Genomic DNA, 16,455 nt, shown 5'->3' with positions numbered 1-16,455 from the left:
TGACAGGATCGAAAGCCGCGCCTTGCAAGGACGTTGGGCTGCCCGCACGTATGATGCAGCCCGATTTTCATGCACGAGGTTGTCGACGATGTTTCCCCGATTGCAGCCGGCCACCAAGGCCCTTCTGATCGCCAACGTGGTGGTGTTCCTGCTGCAGATGGTGTTGCCCGACGCGGTGACCACCCCGATGCTGCTGTGGCCGATCGGTAGCGGAGAGATGGTGCAGGGTGGCGGCTTCATGCCCTGGCAGCTGGTCACCGCCGGCTTCATGCACGCCAACATCGGCCACATCTTCTTCAACATGTTTGCGCTGTGGATGTTCGGCTCGCCGCTGGAGGCGGTATGGGGACAGAAGCGCTTCACCACCTATTACCTGGTGAGCCTGGTGGGAGCCAATGTGCTGCAGGTGATCGTGGGGACGCTGCTGCTGCACCAGGGGCAGTTCCCGGCACCGGTGCTGGGCGCCTCGGGCGCGGTGTTCGCCCTGCTGCTGGGCTACGGGATGCTGTTCCCCGAGCATCGGATGATCATTTTCCCCATCCCGATGGAGATCAAGGCTAAGACCCTGGTGATCATCTATGGCGCGATGGAGCTGTTCTTCGCTTACACCGGTCGCCAGCCGGGCGTGGCCCATTTCGTGCACCTGGGCGGGATGCTGTTCGGCTGGCTGCTGATCCGCTACTGGCGCAGGCAGCCGCCGTTCGGGCGCAACGGGCGTGGCGGCGGGCGCCGCCGCAATCCGGGATTCCGGGTGGTGAAGTAGCCTAGAAAGCTCTGGTTATCCAAAAAAAACGCGGCCCATCGGCCGCGTTTTTTTGCCTTGCCGATAGCGATGATCAGCGCCAGATGCTGATCTGGTCGGCCTCCGGGCGGACCATCGGGGTGCCGGCCTTGCACGAGAACGCCTCGGCGAATGCGGGCAGATCCTGCAGCGGCCCATTGCTGCGCACCGGGCCCGGTGCGTGGGTGTCGCTGGCCTGGCGGATGGTGGCCTCTTCCGGCGCGACCTGCTGGCCCCACAGCTGCGACCAGCTGTTGAAGAAGGTCTGCTTGGCGCCGGTGTTGGGCGCCGACTGGGAAGCGGTGTAGGCGTCCCAGGCCAGCTCCACGCCGGACAGGTCGGCCAGGTTCTCGTCGCGGGTCAGGGCGCCGTTGACGTTGGTCGCGGTCAGGCCCGGGTAGGCGTAGCCGTTGTACTGGCTGGTCACCCGCGCGCCCAGCGCGTTCCAGGCGCTCAGGTCGGCCGGGGTCCACCAGTCGCGCAGCTCTCCTGCCGCGTCGATCATGCGGCCCTTGGCGTCGAAGCCGCGGGTGAGCTCGTGCCCGACCAGACCGCCAAAGGCGCCGTACAGCGCCGAGGTGTCGCGCTTGACGTCGAACACCGGGGCCTGCAGCACCGCGGCGGTGATGATCAGGCGGTTCTGGGCCAGATCGTAGGCCAGGGCGGGCTGTTGCGGCAGCACGTTCCAGCGACGCTCGGCGTTGCCCTTGCCGATGCGCTTCATCTCCTCGCGGTGGCGCCAGGTGCTGGCGATCAGCATGTTGCCGCCGAAGCTGCCGCGCCCCATCGGCTGCACGCTGTAGTCCAGGTCGCGCTTGGGCGCGCCGATCTCGATGTCCAGCTTGGCCAGCTTGGCCTTCGCTTCGGCCTTGGCCTGCGGGCTCATCCACGCGTTGCGCTCCAGCGCCCTGCCCAGCGCCTCGCGCACGCCGCTGGCGATGGCCTCGGCCTTGTCGCGGCTGTCCTTGGGCAGGTAACGCGCGGTGTATTCGCGGCCGAGCATCGGGCCGGCCGCGGTATTGATCGCGTCCAGCACCTGCAGCCAGCGCGGATCGGGCGCCTGCTTGCCTTCCAGGATGCGGCCACGGAATGCAAACGAGGCATCACGCCAGGGCTTGGCCAGGTACGGCGCCATCGCATCACCCACGCGCCAGCGCAGGTAGGCCTTCCACTCCTCGGGCGAGAGGCTCTTGATCAGCCCGTCGATCTGGGAGAACAGGGCCGGGTCGGCCAGGGACACCATGTCGTCCTTGACCCCCTGGGCTTCCAGGAAATCGTCCAGCTGCAGGTTGCGATACTGCTTCTTGAGGTCCTTGACCGCCACCGGTGCGTAGTTGTTGAAGGGGTTGGCCAGCTGGTCCAGCGGGCGCGACGCGCGGGCCAGGCGGGTCTCCAGGTCCAGCACGAGGGCGGACTGCGCATCGAGCTGGTCGGCCGGCGTGCCGGTCAGGGCCAGGATCTGCTTGATGTAGGCGCGGTAGCGGCCGAGCAGCTCACGGGTCTCGGTGTCGGTGCGGGTGTAGTAGGCCGGGTCCGGCAAGCCCAGCGCGCCCTGCATGAAGTAGCCGATGTGCCGGTCCAGCGCCTTGAGGTCCACGTCCGGGCTGAAGTTGAAGGCCACCGGGATCCCGACCTGGTGCAGGGCGGCGATCGCGGCCGGGACTTCCTTGGTCTTCTTGATCCCGTCGATACGGCTGAGCAGCGGCGCGATCGGCTTGGCACCGTCGGCCTCGACGGCGGCTTCGTCCAGGCCACTGGCCCAGAAATCCCCGAGCAGCTTCTGCACCTGGCCCTGCGGGGACTGCATTGCGCCGTCCAGCAGTGCCTTCTGCTGCTGCAGGCTGTAGTCGCGCATGTTGCCCAGCGCCGAGACGGCACCCACGCCGGCCGGCAGCGGATTGGCCTTGAGCCAGTCGGCGTTGGCCGCGGCGTAGAAATCGGTGCACTCGGCGCTGACCGCCGGAGCCTTCTTGGCCGGGGCTTTCTTCTTCTTGGCGGCAAGGGCCTCGCCGTTGCCCAGCGCGATCATCAGCGCCAGGGCGAGCAGGGTGGGCGTACGGGCGTTGCGCAACTGCGGCATCTGAAATGAGTTCCGGCGGTGGAAGGCGCGGATTCTAGCAACGTGTTGGCGCGCGAAGTGGGCGAGGCCTTCACCCGTGCAGGACGGACTCAGCCGGTCAGGCGGCGTGTGCGTGCCACAGCCAGAACCCGATGCCGCCAAGCACGGCCCAGGCGCACAGGCCGGCCACCGTCGCCGCGCCTTCGGAGGGCTCCGAGCCGGGGCGCAGCCACCGCAGCACCAGGTACCCGGTCCCCTTGATCAGCACTTCCAGCAACAGGTCCGAGAGCAGCCACCAGATCAGGCGCAGCGCGCCACTCAGCAGGCCACCGGTGAGTTCCTCGACAGGCACGGCACGATCCTTGTGTGTGTGATTCCAATTCCCAGCTTAACCGCGGCCCGGCGAGCGCGCCGCGGGAACAGCAAAGGCCCGGACGTGCCGGGCCTTTGCTGGGGTATCGCAGGAGCCGGGACGGCTTACCAGATGACCACGCGCTTGTCGTCCGGACGCACCATCGCGTCGCCCGCCTTGCACTGGAAGGCCTCGGCGAAGGCCGGCATGTTGGACGGGGCGGCGATGGCGCGCAGCTGCATCGGCGCATGGGGGTCGGCGTTGAGGTAGACGATGGCCTGCTTTTCGCGGATGTCGCCACGCCACACGCGGGCCCAGTTCATGAAGAACCGCTGGTCCGGGGTATAGCCGTCGATTTTCTGGTCGGCTTCGCCCGGGTGCTGTTGCATGGCGGTGTGCAGGGCATCGTAAGCCACGTTCAGCCCGCCCAGGTCGGCGATGTTCTCGCCCAGGGTGAGCTTGCCGTTGACGTGCAGGTCTGGCTTGTCCTTGATCGGGGTGTAGGCGTCGAACTGGTCCACCAGCTTCTGGGTGCGCGCGTCGAACTTGGCACGGTCGTCCTTGGTCCACCAGTTGACGTTGTTGCCGGCACCGTCGAACTGGCTGCCCTCGTCGTCGAAGCCATGGCTGGCCTCGTGGCCGATCACCGCGCCGATGCCGCCGTAATTGATGGCGTCGTCGGCCTTGGCGTCGAAGAACGGCGGCTGCAGGATCGCGGCCGGGAAGTTGATCGTGTTGTCGGTGGGGTTGTAGTAGGCGTTGACCGTCTGCGGGGTCATGCCCCAGTCCTTGCGGTCGGTCGGCTTGCCGATCTTGGCGATGTCGTACTGGTAGTTGAACTTCTGCGCGGCCTGCAGGTCGCCGTAGTAATCATCCTGCTTGATCTCCAGGCCGGACCAGTCGCGCCAGGTGTCCGGGTAGCCGATCTTGGGCAGGAAGGTGTCCCACTTGGCGATCGCCTTGGCCTTGGTGTCCTCGCTCATCCAGTCCAGATGCTGGATACGGGCCTTCAGCGCGTTGCGCACGTTGTCCACCAGTTCGGTGGCGCGGGTCTTGGCTTCCGGGGTGAACACCTTGGCTACGTACAACTGGCCCAGGGCCTGGCCCATGGATTGATTGACCGCACCGAGCACGCGCTTCCAGCGCGGCTTCTGCTGGGGCTGCCCGGACAGGGTCTTGCCCCAGAAGTCGAAGCTGGCATCCACGAACGGCTGGCTCAGCGCGTTGGCCGCTCCGTCGATGGCGTGGAAGCGCAGGTAGGCCCGCCACTGATCGGTCGGCGCCTTGGCCAGCAGCTTGTCGAACTCGGCGAAGAACTTCGGCTGTGACAGCGAGAAGCCCTTGTCGATGCTCACGCCCTGGGCGTTGAAGAAGGTCTCCCAGGAGAAATGCGGGGTGACCTTGTCGGCCTCTGCCACGGAGACGAAGTGGTACTGGTTCTTCGGATCACGCGCGTCCACGCGCGAAAGCGAGGCGGCGGCCAGCTGCTTTTCCAGGTCGAACACCTGCTGGGCCTGGGTCTTGGCCGCGGCCGGGTCGGTGCCGGTCAGCTCGAAGGACTTGGCGATGTAGGCGATGTAGGCGTCGCGGATGTCGGCGTACTTGGGATCGGTGTAGTAATCCTTGGTCGGCAGGCCCAGCCCGCCTTCGTTGGCGTAGGCGATCTGGGTCTCGGCGTGCTGGTAGTCGGCACCGGAGCCGAACTCGAACACCTGGCCGTCGCCCTGGGCGTAGCGGTCGACGATGTACTTGGCCACGTTCTGGTTGTTCTTCAGGCCGGTGATGGCGTCCAGGGTGGGCTGCAGCGGCGTGTAGCCGGCCTTGTCGATGGCGGCCTGGTCCATGCCCGCGGCATAGAGCGCACCGATCTTGTGCTCGATGGAGTCGCTGGGCGCGATCTTGTTCTTGGCCGCGGCCTCGACGATGTCGTGCTGGGTGTTGAGGCTGTCTTCGGCCAGCTTGTTGAAGGCGCCCCAACTGGTGCGATCGTCGGGGATGGGATTGGCCTTGACCCACTTGGCGTTGACGAAGCCGTTGAGGTCGTCGCAGACGTTGATGTCCTTGTCCAGCTCGGTCACGTCAAAGGACGGGGCCTGCTTGGCGGCATCGGCGGTGGCCGGCGGGGTCGAGGCCTGGGCCGGCGTGGTGTCCGCGTGCTTGTTGCAGGCCGACAGGGCCAGGCTCACGGCCAGGGAAAGGGTGATCAGTTTCGGTGCGTTCACGTATTCGGGACTCGTTGGCTTTCGCGGCCGATGGAAGGTGCCTTGCGGCACATGGGAAATAAGTGACGACGCGGCATGACGCCGCGTCGCAGTGCGCCAGGGGCGCGGTGGCTTACCAGATCACGACCTGCTTGTCCTGCGCGCGCACCATGGCATCGCCCGGCTTGCATTCGAACGCCTTGGCGAAGGCCGGCATGTTGGACGGGGCGCCGTTGGCGCGGAAGTTGGCCGGGGCATGCGGATCGGTCTTCAGGCGCACGGCCAGCTCTTCCGGGGTGAAGTTGCGGCGCCACACCGTGGCCCAGTTGAGGAAGAAGCGCTGGTCCTGGGTCAGGCCATCGATCTCCGGTTCCGGCTTGCCTTGCTCGGCGACCTTCATCGCGTCGTAGGCGGTGTTCAGGCCGCCCAGGTCGGCGATGTTCTCGCCCAGGGTCAGGTCGCCCTTGACCTTGCCGCCATCGCTGGTGGTATAGCCGTTGAACTGGTCCACCAGCTTGCCCGTGCGGGCTTCGAAGCCCTGCTTGTCGGCATCGGTCCACCAGTTCTCGAAGTTGCCGCTGGGCCCGAACTGCGCGCCCTGGTCGTCGTAGCCGTGGGTCATCTCATGGCCGATCACCGCGCCGATGCCGCCGTAGTTCAGGGCCGGATCGGCCTTGGGATCGAAGAACGGCGGCTGCAGGATGGCGGCCGGGAACACGATCTCGTTCTGCTGCGGGTTGTAGTAGGCGTTGATGGTCTGCGGGGTCATGCCCCACTCGGTCTTGTCCACCGGCTTGCCGATCTTGGACAGGTCGAACTTGTAGTTGAATTCCTGCGCGGCCAGCACGTTGCCGATGTAGCTCTCGCGGCTGGTCTTCAGCCCGGACCAGTCACGCCACTTGTCCGGATAGCCGATCTTGGGAGTGAAGGTGTTCCACTTGGCGATGGCCTTTTCCTTGGTCTCCGGGCTCATCCAGTCCAGCTTCTCGATGCGCGCCTTGAGCGCGGTGCGCAGGTTGCCCACCAGCTGTTCCATCTGTTGCTTGGCTTCCGGCGGGAAGGCGACCTTGACGTAGAGCTGGCCCATGGTCTCGCCGACCTGGCGGTTGATCGTGCCCAGCACACGCTTCCAGCGGTCCTTCATTTCCTTCTGGCCACGCAGCGTCTTGCTCCAGAAGGCGAAGTTCTCATCCACGAACGGCTTGCTCAGGTACGGGCTGGCCTCGTCGATGGTGTGGAAGCGCAGGTAGGCCTGCCAGGCAGCCGGGTCGGTATCGGCCAGCATCTTGGACACTTCCTCGTGGAAGGCCGGGATGGCCAGCGAGAACTTCTCCGGCGGGGTCACGCCCTGGGACTTGAAGAACTCGGTCCAGGACCAGTTGGGGGTCAGCTTGTCGGCCTCTTCCAGGGTGACCGGGTTGTAGAACAACTCGACATGGCGTGACAGTTCGGTGCTGGTCTTGGACACCTTGGCCAGGCGGGTCTCGAAGTCGATGACCTGCTGGGCCTGGGCGGCGGCGGCCTCCGGGGCGATGCCGGCCAGCTCCAGGGTCTTGGCGATGTGCGCCTGGTAGGCTTCCAGCTTGGCCTTGTTTTCGGCGCTGGTGTAGTACTCCGGATCGGGCAGGCCCAGGCCGCCCTGCATCGCGTAGGCGATGTTCATGTCCGAGGCCTTGAAGTCGGCGTTGGCGCCGAAGCCGAACAGCATGTTCTGGCCCTTGGCCGCGCTGGTGCGCAGGTAGTCGGTGATCTTGGCCTGGTCGGTCAGCCCGTCGATCGCGGTCAGCTCCCCCTGGATCGGCGCGATGCCCTGCTGCTCGATCTTGTCCCGGTCCATGCCGGTGGCCCAGAAGTCACCGACGATCTTCTCCACGCCGGTGGCGTTGGTGTCGGCGGCGGCCTGCTCGGCCAGCTGGTGCTGGACCGCTTCCGAGCGCTCGCTCAATACCTCGAAGCTGCCCCAGCTGGTGCGGTCGCCCGGGACCGGGTTGGCCGCCAGCCAGTTCTGGTTGGCGTAGGCGTTCAGGTCGGTGCAGACGTTGGCGTTCTTGTCCAGGTCGCTGGCCTTGAAGCTGTTGAACGGCGGCAGCTTGGAATCGTCCAGGGTCAGGGCCTTGGGCGCGTCGGCAGGCGGGGTCGAGGTGGCCGGGGCCTGGTCGTCGGATTGCTTGCAGGCCGCCAGTGCGGTGGCGATGGACAGGGTGAGCAGCAGGATCTTGGTCTTGGACGTGCGCACGTAGGCTCCCTTGGATAACCGTGAAGTCGCTCTTGCCGCGGGTGGTCCGGGCAATCGTGGGACTGTAACGTGGCGCCGGGAGGCGGGCCGGTGTCGAAGGTCATGGGCACCGGCTGGCGCCCGGGCTCAGGGCGCCAGGGGGTCGCGGGCGGCCACCAGGTCGCGGGTGGCGCGCAGCAACAGGTCGCTGCCGCGGGCGTCCTCGGCGTGGAGGGTGGCCAGGCCCATGCGCAGGCCGTTGCCACGGGCCGCGGGCCCGGGGCGGCCGGGCCGGCCTTCCAGGTCCACCATCAGCGCGGTGGCCAGCGCAGTGGCGGTGTCGGCGCCGGTGTCCGGCAGCAGCGCGGCGAAGCGCCCGGCATCGAGACGGGCGATCAGATCGGCGGGCCGGCGCAGGCGCAGGCGCAGGGCGGCAGCCAGCGGCAGGGCCAGCTCCCCGCGTTGCCCGGGCAGCTGCGGCCCGGGGCCGCGCGCCTCCACCAGCAACAAGGACAGCGGCCGTCCGCGACGGCGCGCGGTGCGGACATCGCGCTCCAGACGGGTGTCGAACCAGGCGCGGTTGGCGGTTCCGGTGCCCGCGTCCAGGCGCGACTGGCGGCGCGTGCGCAGCCAACTGCTGACCACGCCGGTCACCACACCGATCATCAAGACCAGCAGGGCGGCCATGGGAGGAAACCACGCGCCGGCCAGCAGCAAGGCCCAGCACAGCAGGCCCACCAGGGCCACGGCCAGCCCCATCGGCACCCAGAGCGTGTGCATGCCCGGCAGCCCGAGCAGCAGCAGGGGCAGGCAGACCAGGACAACGGCGAGCGAGACCTGCGCCAGGATCGGGATGGGCCAGATCGCGCGGTCCTCAAGCAGGCGCGCCACCGCATTGGCCTGTATATCCACCGGCGCCAACTGGTGCGCCATGCCGGGCACCGTCACCTCGCCGGCCGCGGCGTCATCGGTGCGGCCGACGATCGCGACCCGCCCCGCCAGGCGCTCGGCGCCGATGCGGCCGTCCAGGACACCGGCGGCCGGGACGTGCTCGATGCCACCGCCACGTGGGTAGGCCAGCAGGACCGTTTCGGTTCCCGACCAGGTCTCCGGCCGTGCGTCGGATGTGGCGACGGCGCGGTGTCTGGCATGGCGGGCGGGAAGCGCAGTGCCGTGGGTCGCCAGGGACTCGAGCACGAGTGAGAACGCAGGCCAGCGTGGTGTGCCCAGCCCCGCACGCAAGTCGAGTTGGCGTGGCATGCCATCGGGGTCGGTGGTGACTTCCACATGGCCCAGCGCCGCGGCGGCCTCAGCCAGGCTCGGGGCGGGCAGCAGGGCCGTGGCCGGCTGCGGCGGCGCGGGCAGGTCGGCCATGACCGGCAACACCACCGCACCGTTGCGGCGTATCGCCTGCGCAAGCAGCGCGTCACCTTCGGGATCGTAGAGACTGGGCTGGGCCAGCAGCAGGTCCAGGCCGATTGCGCGGGTACCAGCGGCGGTCAGGCGATCCACCAGATGCGCCAGTTCGCGTCGCGACCATGGCCATGGCCCGAGCTGACTCACGCTGGGGGCGTCGATGGCGACCACGACCACCTGCTGCTCTCCCTGGGCATGGCGTGCGCCGGCAAGGCGGTCGAACAGGCCACGATCCAGGGGCGCGGTGAGGCCGGAAAGGGTCAACAGCATCACCAGTGCCGCGGCCCCGACGCCGGTCAAGACGCGCTCACCGACATGCGCCCGGCTGCGGCGGATGGATCTCAGCGCGCGCATCAGGCGATGGGTTCGTGTTGGGGAGGATCTGTGTTCACGCTACCCTGCGCATTCGGTCCTGCCCGGCATGTGGTGTCCCATTTCGGTCCTTCCCCTGATCCGTGCAACGTCATGAACGCCAGCCGCAGATTGTGTAAGCCGTCACGGAATTCTGCCTGATGCGCGGCGCCACGTCCTGCGACGTCCTCCTGGTCGGTGGCGGCCACAACGGCCTGACCTGCGCGGCCTACCTGGCACGCGCCGGGTTGAAGGTGACCGTCCTGGAGCGGCGCGGGGTGCTCGGTGGGGCGGCGGTGACCGAGGAATTCCACCCCGGCTTCCGCAACTCGGTGGCCTCCTACACCGTCTCGCTGCTGCAACCCAAGGTGATCGCCGACTTGGACCTGCATGGCCAAGGCCTGCGCATCGTCCAGCGCAGGCGCGGCAACTTCCTGCCGCTGCCCGATGGGCAGTTCCTGCTGACTGGCGCCGGGCAGACCCAGGCGCAGGTGGCCAAATTCTCCCGGCGCGACGCCGAGGCCTTGCCGGCCTACGAAGCGCGGCTGGAGGCCATGGCCGATGTGTTGCGCGCGCTGGCCCTGCAGCCGCCGCCGAATATCACCGGCGATGGCTGGTGGAAGGCGCTGCCCGAACTGCTGCGCGGCGCGCAGCTGGGCCGCCGGCTGATGTCGCTGGACCAGACCCTGCGGCAGGAAATGTTGGATCTGTTCGTGCTCTCGGCCGGCGAATACCTGGACCGCTGGTTCGAGAGCGCGCCGATCAAGGCGCTGCTTGGTTTCGACGGCGTGGTCGGCCACTACGCCAGCCCCTACACGCCGGGCAGCGCCTACGTGCTGCTGCATCACGTGTTCGGCGAGGTTGATGGAGTCAAGGGGGCCTGGGGACATGCGATCGGCGGCATGGGCGCCATCACCCAGGCCATGGCGGCTGCGGCGCGCGCGGCCGGCGCCACGTTGCGCACCGACGCCGGCGTGGACGAGGTGCTGGTCGAAGGCGGTCGCGCGGTTGGCGTGCGCCTGCACACCGGCGAGATCCTGCGCGCACGCTGCGTGGTGGCCAACGTCAATCCCAAGCTGCTCTACCAGCGCCTGCTGCGCGCCGAGCACGTGCCGCAGCCGACCGCTGAACGCATGCGCCACTGGCGTTGCGGCTCCGGCACCTTCCGGATGAATGTCGCGCTGGACCGGCTGCCCTCGTTCACCGCCTTGCCGGGCGAAGGCGACCACCTGACCGCCGGCATCATCCTGGCGCCGTCGCTGCAATACATGGACAGGGCCTACCTCGATGCGAAGGCGCATGGCTGGGCACGCGACCCCATCGTCGAGCTGCTGATCCCTTCGACGCTGGACGATTCGCTGGCGCCGCCAGGCCAGCACGTGGCCAGCCTGTTCTGCCAGCACGTGGCGCCGGAGCTGCCCGATGGGCGCAGCTGGGACGCATACCGCGAAGAGGTCGCCGACCTGATGATCGCCACGGTCGAGCGCTATGCGCCGGGCTTCGCCGCCTCGGTCCTGGGCCGGCAGATCAAGAGCCCGCTGGACCTTGAGCGCGACTTCGGCCTGGTCGGCGGCGACATCTTCCACGGTGCCCTGACCCTCAACCAGCTGTTCTCATCGCGCCCGGCGCTGGGCCAGGCCGGCTATCGCGGCGCGATTCCGGGCCTGTACCTGTGCGGGGCCGGCACCCATCCCGGTGGCGGGGTGACCGGAGCGCCAGGACACAATGCCGCGCAGGTGGTGATCGGCGACCTGGGCTGAGGCGGCGCCCGGCTTGAGGACAAGCGGATTGCCATTGCATGGCGATCCTTGAAGGTCGGGATCACCGCGACGATGAGACGGCTCTGTGCGCCGGCGCAAGTACGCACAGGGTGGTGTGCCGCTGCTGCGGGCGCGCCGTTAGTCCGCCGCGGCTTCCAGCCGCAGTTGCTCCTCGCGCGCATGGCCCAGGTAGGCGCGGATCGCGTGGCGCATCAGGTACAGCAACGGGATCATCGCCACGGCCGCCAGCATCTTGTAGCCGTAGTTGACCGTGCTGATGGCGAAAAAGCGCGGCAGCGACCAGTGCTGCGGGCCCAGCACGAAGGCGATGTAGATCACCACGAAACTATCGACCAGCTGCGAGACCGCCGTTGACCCGGTTGCGCGCAGCCACACGTGGCGCTCGCCGGTCGCGGTGCGGATGCGGTGGAACACCCACACGTCGATCAGCTGGCCCAGCAGGAAGGCCACGATCGACCCACCGATCGACCACAGCCCCTGGCCGAAGATCGCCGCGAATGCGGCTTGGTAGTCCGGCACGCCCTGCGGCGCGGCCACGGTCACCCACCACGCGGCCGGGGCGGCATGGATGGCCAGATAGGCGAACGCGAACCCGTACACGATCAGCGCCACTGCGACCCAGGAGATGAACTGCACGCCGCGGCGGCCGAAGAACTCATTGATGGTGTCGGTCAGCACGAACACGAACGGCCACAGCAGCGTGCCGACGGTGAAGCTCAGCGAGCCGGTCTGGCCGAACAGGTTCCACTGCAGCGGGTCGATGCCCAGGGTGTCCTCCAGGGCGAAGATCTTGACCCCGATGAACTCGGCCAGCACCGCGTTGACGCACAGGAACGCCGCCAGCGCGATGAACAATCGCACCGCCCGGTCGTCCAGGGTGCGCGCCACCACGCTCACCGGCGCTGGTCGCCGGCGCGGGTGAAGGGCATCGAATCGGGCGCCACCGCACCGCCGGAGATGATGAAGCTCATGGCCTGGTCCACGCTCCAGTCGGTCGGGGTGAGCAGTTCCACCGGCACGATCTCCAGATACCCGCTAGTCGGGTTGGGCGTGGTGGGCACGTAGACGGCGGCCAGTTCGCGGCCGGTGCCTTCCTCGCGCATGACCCGCGTCACCAGGCCGACGGACTTCATCTCCCGGTGCGGGAAGTCGATGAGCACCACGCGCTGGGTGCTGCCGGGCTTGGTCTGCAGCATGTCCAGCAACTGGCGCGAACTGGTGTAGATGGTGCTGGCCAGCGGCACGCGCAGGATCAGGGCCTCGAACCAGCGCAGCAGCGTCTGCCCGACCACCCGACGGGCGAGGAAACCGGCCAGCAGGATCACCAGCAGCGTGGCGACCAGGGCGATGACCGCCTGCACCGACTGCCCGTTGAGCCAGGACGCCATGCCGGGGAAATCGTTGGCGATGCTGCGGGAAATGGGCTCGACGAGCGGCTTGCTGGCATCGGACAGCAGCACGAAGACGAACTTGACGACGACCCAGGTCAGCCAGATCGGCAACAGGGTGAGCAGGCCGGTGAGGAAAAGGCTCTGCAGGGAAGGGCGTGGGGTGTGGGCGGACATGCCGGTATTGTATGGCGCGCTCAAGGCGCGCAGCGCGCGCCAGGACAGGAAAGGAAAGGAGTGTGGTGATGGTGCGGGTATTGAAGTGGATCGGGGCCACCCTGCTGGCGGTCGTCGTGCTGGCGCTGGGGGCTTATGGCATCTCCCGGGCGATGGGCCCGACGCGGGCCGAGCGTGCGGCGCTGGAGGCCCTGACGCCAGGCAAACCGCCTGCCGGCCGCAACGGCTTCGCCCAGCTCTGGCTGCTTCCGTACGCGGTGCCCGCCGACGAACAGGCCGCCGTGCTGAAAGCCGACCTGGCGGCCTATGCCAAGTCACCGGAGGGCTTTGTCACCACCGCCGAGAAGCAGTGGCCGCACGAACAGGTCAATGGTGTGCCGGGGCTGCGGGCCTGCAGCTGGCCCGACCAGGACTGCCTGGCCCGAGTACGCGGCAACCAGGCCGCCTACGCCGCACTGGTGGCCCGCAACGCCGGCCTGAGCGCGCGGGTGGAGGCCTTGGGTGAGGCGGACTACGTGCATAACCCCTTTCCGCTGGGACTGACGATGCCCATGCCCACCTACCAGGCACTGGGCGCGCCACAGACCGGGCATGCGCTGGCCTTCGTGCGCGGGCACCGTACCGAGGCGCTGGCCGGCGTCTGCCGCGACGCCAGGACCGCGCGGATGCTGTGGAAACGCCCGGACACGCTGGCCGACGGCATGATCTCGCTGGCGATGCTGCGCGGTTCGGCGAACCTGTTCGCCGAGATGCTGGCGCAGATGCCGGCCGACGCCGCGTTGCCCGAGGACTGCCAGGACGCCTTTGCGCCGTTCGCGCAGGGCGGCATCTGCGCGGCGATGCAGGGCGAGTTCTCCTACATCAGCGCCAATGTGCAAGCCGGTGGCTGGCGGCTGGTCGAGGGCGCGGGCGCAGCCGAAGGGCGCTGGCTGTTCGACCCGGGCAAGACCCTGGCGCGCATGGCCGTGCGTCCGGCGTGGACCTGCCAGGCGCCTGGCCAGGCGCAGGTGAAGGCGGACAAGCCGGTTACCGTGCCGGCGGATCTTGGGACTGGCTGGAATGTCCGCTGCATCGCCAATGCGGCCGGCTGCGTGTTGAGCAACATGGAAACAGCGGATTTCGCCCCACACCTGCGACGTCTGCAGGATGGTGTCGCGCAGGCCCGGCTGGTGTCGGTGGCCTTGTGGCTGCGCGCCAACCCGGGCAAGACCCTGGACGATTTGCCTGAAACGCTCAGGCAAGGGCGTGCGCTGCGGCTGGACGCCGAACACAAGACCCTGTCGATGCCGCTGTTCGCGCCGCAGGACGGGCAGGCGCGCTGGGGTATCCCCTTGCCCGCCTCGCGGGCCGATTGAGCACTGAAAGGCGGGGGCGGCTCAGGCCTCGGCCGGCGCGCCGCGCGCGGCCGGCTTGAGCCGGACATAGAGCTGCTTGCGCACCCGGGCCACGACCTCGCCGTCCGCATCGACCACGTCCAGCTCGAACCAATGCAGGTGCTTGGCGCCGCCGGCGGTGGCCAGGCGCAGTTGATCCAGGGTGGCCGCATCGATGCGGAAATCGGCGCTCACGGTGCCGCGTCCGGGTTTGACGAACTCGATCTCCCCGGCCTTGTCCCACACGAAGTAATCCCGGCCCAGGCAGTGCATCACCAGCAGCATCCAGAACGGATCGGTCATGGCGAACAGGCTGCCCCCGAAATGGGTGCCCACGTAGTTGCGGTTCCACGGCCGCATGCGCAGTTCCACCCGCGCGTGGCGCCAGTCCGGCGCGATCGCCGCGACATGGATGCCGGTGAACAGGAACGGCGGCCACAGATTCAGGCCGTGGCGCAGGGTGGAGGGTTTCATCGGCGGGCGAGGGCGGAGATCAGGCGGGAGGCGAGGCTAACATACGCATTAGTATGGAGTGGCGTTGCCCGATGACTTCCTGGGCGCTGGAAACAACCGTGGGAGCCGCTACAGCGGCGATCAGGCATGCTGCGCAAAGCCCATCGCCGCTGTCGCGGCTCCCACGGATTTTCAGATGCTCGTGGCGCCGGAAACTGCGCCGGGTGCGCCCTGGTTCAGAACAGCAGCGCGGACATCTTGCGGCGATAGGTGCCCACCAGGTCCTCGTCCTCGATCACCCGGAAGGCGTCGATCAGGGTCTTCTTGGCCAGGCCGTCTTCCCAGGCGCGGTCCCGGCGCAGCAACTCGATGAACTGCGCCAGGGCGCCTTCGGCATCGCCGGCCACCAGCTTGTGCACGCCCAGCAGGTGACGCGCGCGCAGGTCGCCCTCGTCGGCCGCCAGCGCCTGTTCCAGCGCGGCCGGATCGGGAGCGCCCTTGAGCTGGGCGGCGAAGGCCAGGCGGGCGTGCGCGTTGACTGCGCGGTCGTCGGTGGCCAGGTTCGCCGGCAGGTTCTCCAGCAGGCCGCCGGCTTCTTCCACCTCGCCGCTGCGCAGCAGGGCCAAGGCCAGGTCCAGCTTCAACTCGTCCTTGTCCGGCTCGGCGGCGATGCCCTTGCGCAGTTCGGCGATCTGCTCGGCCGGAGACAGCGGGGTCAGTTCCTCCGGCTCGGCCTCTTCCTCATTGGCGGCCGGCTGCACGCCGATCTGCTCGAGCACCTTGCGCAGCTCGCCCTCGGGCAGGGCGCCGGGGATCGCGCCAAGGACCTGGCCGTCCTTGACCACCACCAAGGTGGGAATCGAGCGCACCTGGAACATCGCCGCCAGCTGCTGCTCCTGGTCGACATCGACCTTGGCGACCTTGAAGGCGCCGTGGTACTCGGCCGCCAGCTTGTCCAGGATCGGTCCCAGGGTCTTGCACGGCTCGCACCAGCTCGCCCAGAAGTCGACGATCACCGGCACCTGCAGGGACTGCTGCAGGACCTCGGCCTCGAAGGTGTCGGTGGTGGCGTTGAAGACGTGCGGCTGGGCGCTCATGTGGGCTGGATTCCTCGCAAAGGCAATGACGGGCACATGGTGCCGGGCGGCGGAGGATACAAGGCGTGGCGCCGGCCACATTGACAGCCGGCCCGGGACGGCTAGCCTGCCGGGCCCATGACCTGCGATTCCCGACACCTCCCTGTGACCGCACGCCTGGCCTTCGGGAACCGGCGATGAGCCCGGCGCGCCTGCGCCTCCTGCATGCCGCTCCGGCGCCCCTGGCGGCGCTGCTTTGGCTGGGCAGCGTGCTCGGCTTCGGTGCGATGCTGCCGGGGTATTCCCAGATGATCTATCCGACTGCGGCGTTGGGCGCGCTGGGCATCCCGCGCGCGCAGTTGTTCAATCTGCTCGGCTACGCGCTGCCCGGCGCGCTGATCGGACTGGGCGCGCTGAGCCTGCGGCTGCGGCTGCCGCTCAAGGCCCCGTGGCCGCAGCGGATCGGGGCGCAGCTGATGTTCCTGTCGGCGCTGGGGTTCGTCGCGATGGGGCTGTTCCGGCTGGATCCCCAGCAGCTCGATGGCCGCTCCACGCGCCTGCACGCCACCGCCTGGGTGCTGTGGTGGGCCAGCGCCCTGGCCGGAACATTGCTGCTGGGCCTGGGGCTGCGCGGGCAGGTCGCCTGGCAGCGGCTGGCCCGCGATGGACTGGTGTTAGGCCTGGCGATGGCCGTCCTGGCGCTGATCGGGCCGATGCTGATGCCCGATGGCCTGAGCCAACGCCTGTCGATCCTGGCCTGGATGGCCTGGGCCGGCATGGCCGGACTTGGCGGGCCGGCGGGGCAGGGCAGCGGCGTGTCTCGATGATGGTC

General features: G+C 68.3%; 13 protein-coding genes. 4 read left to right on the top strand and 9 right to left on the bottom strand.

Annotated elements, in window-relative coordinates; genetic code table 11:
- The first annotated feature begins 88 nt into the window (after window positions 1-88).
- Entirely contained in the window at window positions 89-763 is a 675-nt protein-coding gene (locus PJ250_RS19975) for a rhomboid family intramembrane serine protease (protein WP_271646379.1), read from the top strand.
- A gap of 73 nt (window positions 764-836) precedes the next feature.
- Here the strand turns inward: PJ250_RS19975 and PJ250_RS19970 are convergent, their stop codons facing one another.
- From PJ250_RS19970 to PJ250_RS19950, 5 genes are all read right to left on the bottom strand, one after another.
- Window positions 837-2,861: a M13 family metallopeptidase gene (locus PJ250_RS19970; RefSeq protein ID WP_271646378.1), complete on the bottom strand. Its 2,025-nt coding sequence runs from the start codon at window positions 2,859-2,861 to the stop codon at window positions 837-839.
- Between the two features lie 97 nt (window positions 2,862-2,958).
- Window positions 2,959-3,192, bottom strand: coding sequence for a hypothetical protein (locus tag PJ250_RS19965; protein ID WP_271646377.1), 234 nt, complete (start codon window positions 3,190-3,192; stop codon window positions 2,959-2,961).
- A 125-nt stretch (window positions 3,193-3,317) separates the two neighbouring features.
- A complete protein-coding gene (locus PJ250_RS19960) occupies window positions 3,318-5,414 on the bottom strand; it encodes a M13 family metallopeptidase (RefSeq protein ID WP_271646376.1) in 2,097 nt (698 codons plus the stop codon).
- A gap of 112 nt (window positions 5,415-5,526) precedes the next feature.
- Window positions 5,527-7,605 carry a M13 family metallopeptidase gene (locus PJ250_RS19955; protein ID WP_271648715.1) on the bottom strand — a complete coding sequence of 693 codons (2,079 nt, stop codon included), beginning with the start codon at window positions 7,603-7,605 and terminating at the stop codon, window positions 5,527-5,529.
- Between the two features lie 150 nt (window positions 7,606-7,755).
- Window positions 7,756-9,378: a CHASE2 domain-containing protein gene (locus PJ250_RS19950; protein WP_271646375.1), complete on the bottom strand. Its 1,623-nt coding sequence runs from the start codon at window positions 9,376-9,378 to the stop codon at window positions 7,756-7,758.
- Between the two features lie 158 nt (window positions 9,379-9,536).
- Between PJ250_RS19950 and PJ250_RS19945 the strand changes: the two genes are divergently transcribed.
- A complete protein-coding gene (locus tag PJ250_RS19945) occupies window positions 9,537-11,135 on the top strand; it encodes a phytoene desaturase family protein (RefSeq protein WP_271646374.1) in 1,599 nt (532 codons plus the stop codon).
- A 138-nt stretch (window positions 11,136-11,273) separates the two neighbouring features.
- On the opposite strand, the gene PJ250_RS19940 is transcribed toward PJ250_RS19945, so the two are convergent.
- Together PJ250_RS19940 and PJ250_RS19935 are read right to left on the bottom strand one after the other, a co-directional pair.
- Complete coding sequence (locus PJ250_RS19940; protein WP_271646373.1) at window positions 11,274-12,053, bottom strand: queuosine precursor transporter; 780 nt, start codon at window positions 12,051-12,053, stop codon at window positions 11,274-11,276.
- Window positions 12,050-12,721, bottom strand: coding sequence for a DUF502 domain-containing protein (locus PJ250_RS19935; protein WP_271646372.1), 672 nt, complete (start codon window positions 12,719-12,721; stop codon window positions 12,050-12,052). The genes PJ250_RS19940 and PJ250_RS19935 overlap by 4 nt, the downstream gene beginning before the upstream one ends.
- A 68-nt stretch (window positions 12,722-12,789) precedes the next feature.
- Here PJ250_RS19935 and PJ250_RS19930 point away from each other — a divergent pair, with 68 nt between their 5' ends.
- Window positions 12,790-14,076, top strand: a complete 1,287-nt coding sequence (locus PJ250_RS19930; RefSeq protein WP_271646371.1) for a hypothetical protein — start codon at window positions 12,790-12,792, stop codon at window positions 14,074-14,076.
- Between the two features lie 21 nt (window positions 14,077-14,097).
- On the opposite strand, the gene PJ250_RS19925 is transcribed toward PJ250_RS19930, so the two are convergent.
- A complete protein-coding gene (locus tag PJ250_RS19925) occupies window positions 14,098-14,568 on the bottom strand; it encodes a DUF4442 domain-containing protein (RefSeq protein WP_271646370.1) in 471 nt (156 codons plus the stop codon).
- A 215-nt stretch (window positions 14,569-14,783) separates the two neighbouring features.
- The gene (gene trxA / locus PJ250_RS19920; protein WP_271646369.1) at window positions 14,784-15,644 is read right to left on the bottom strand and encodes a thioredoxin; all 861 of its coding nucleotides are present in this window, start codon (window positions 15,642-15,644) and stop codon (window positions 14,784-14,786) included.
- Between the two features lie 176 nt (window positions 15,645-15,820).
- Here trxA and PJ250_RS19915 point away from each other — a divergent pair, with 176 nt between their 5' ends.
- Window positions 15,821-16,450, top strand: a complete 630-nt coding sequence (locus PJ250_RS19915; RefSeq protein WP_271646368.1) for a DUF998 domain-containing protein — start codon at window positions 15,821-15,823, stop codon at window positions 16,448-16,450.
- Window positions 16,451-16,455 lie beyond the last annotated feature (5 nt).

Origin of the sequence: Pseudoxanthomonas sp. JBR18, assembly GCF_028198165.1 — a bacterium.
Classification (GTDB): domain Bacteria; phylum Pseudomonadota; class Gammaproteobacteria; order Xanthomonadales; family Xanthomonadaceae; genus Pseudoxanthomonas_A.
Note: the sequence above shows the minus strand (reverse complement) of the source record. Positions and strands in the feature narration are given on the sequence as shown.

Coding starts and splice junctions, on each gene's coding strand:
- PJ250_RS19975 (WP_271646379.1), top strand. CDS start 89: ATGTTTCCCCGATTGCAGCCGGCCACCAAGGCCCTTCTGATCGCCAAC.
- PJ250_RS19970 (WP_271646378.1), bottom strand. CDS start 2,861: ATGCCGCAGTTGCGCAACGCCCGTACGCCCACCCTGCTCGCCCTGGCG.
- PJ250_RS19950 (WP_271646375.1), bottom strand. CDS start 9,378: ATGCGCGCGCTGAGATCCATCCGCCGCAGCCGGGCGCATGTCGGTGAG.
- PJ250_RS19945 (WP_271646374.1), top strand. CDS start 9,537: ATGCGCGGCGCCACGTCCTGCGACGTCCTCCTGGTCGGTGGCGGCCAC.
- PJ250_RS19935 (WP_271646372.1), bottom strand. CDS start 12,721: ATGTCCGCCCACACCCCACGCCCTTCCCTGCAGAGCCTTTTCCTCACC.
- PJ250_RS19930 (WP_271646371.1), top strand. CDS start 12,790: ATGGTGCGGGTATTGAAGTGGATCGGGGCCACCCTGCTGGCGGTCGTC.
- PJ250_RS19925 (WP_271646370.1), bottom strand. CDS start 14,568: ATGAAACCCTCCACCCTGCGCCACGGCCTGAATCTGTGGCCGCCGTTC.
- trxA (WP_271646369.1), bottom strand. CDS start 15,644: ATGAGCGCCCAGCCGCACGTCTTCAACGCCACCACCGACACCTTCGAG.
- PJ250_RS19915 (WP_271646368.1), top strand. CDS start 15,821: ATGAGCCCGGCGCGCCTGCGCCTCCTGCATGCCGCTCCGGCGCCCCTG.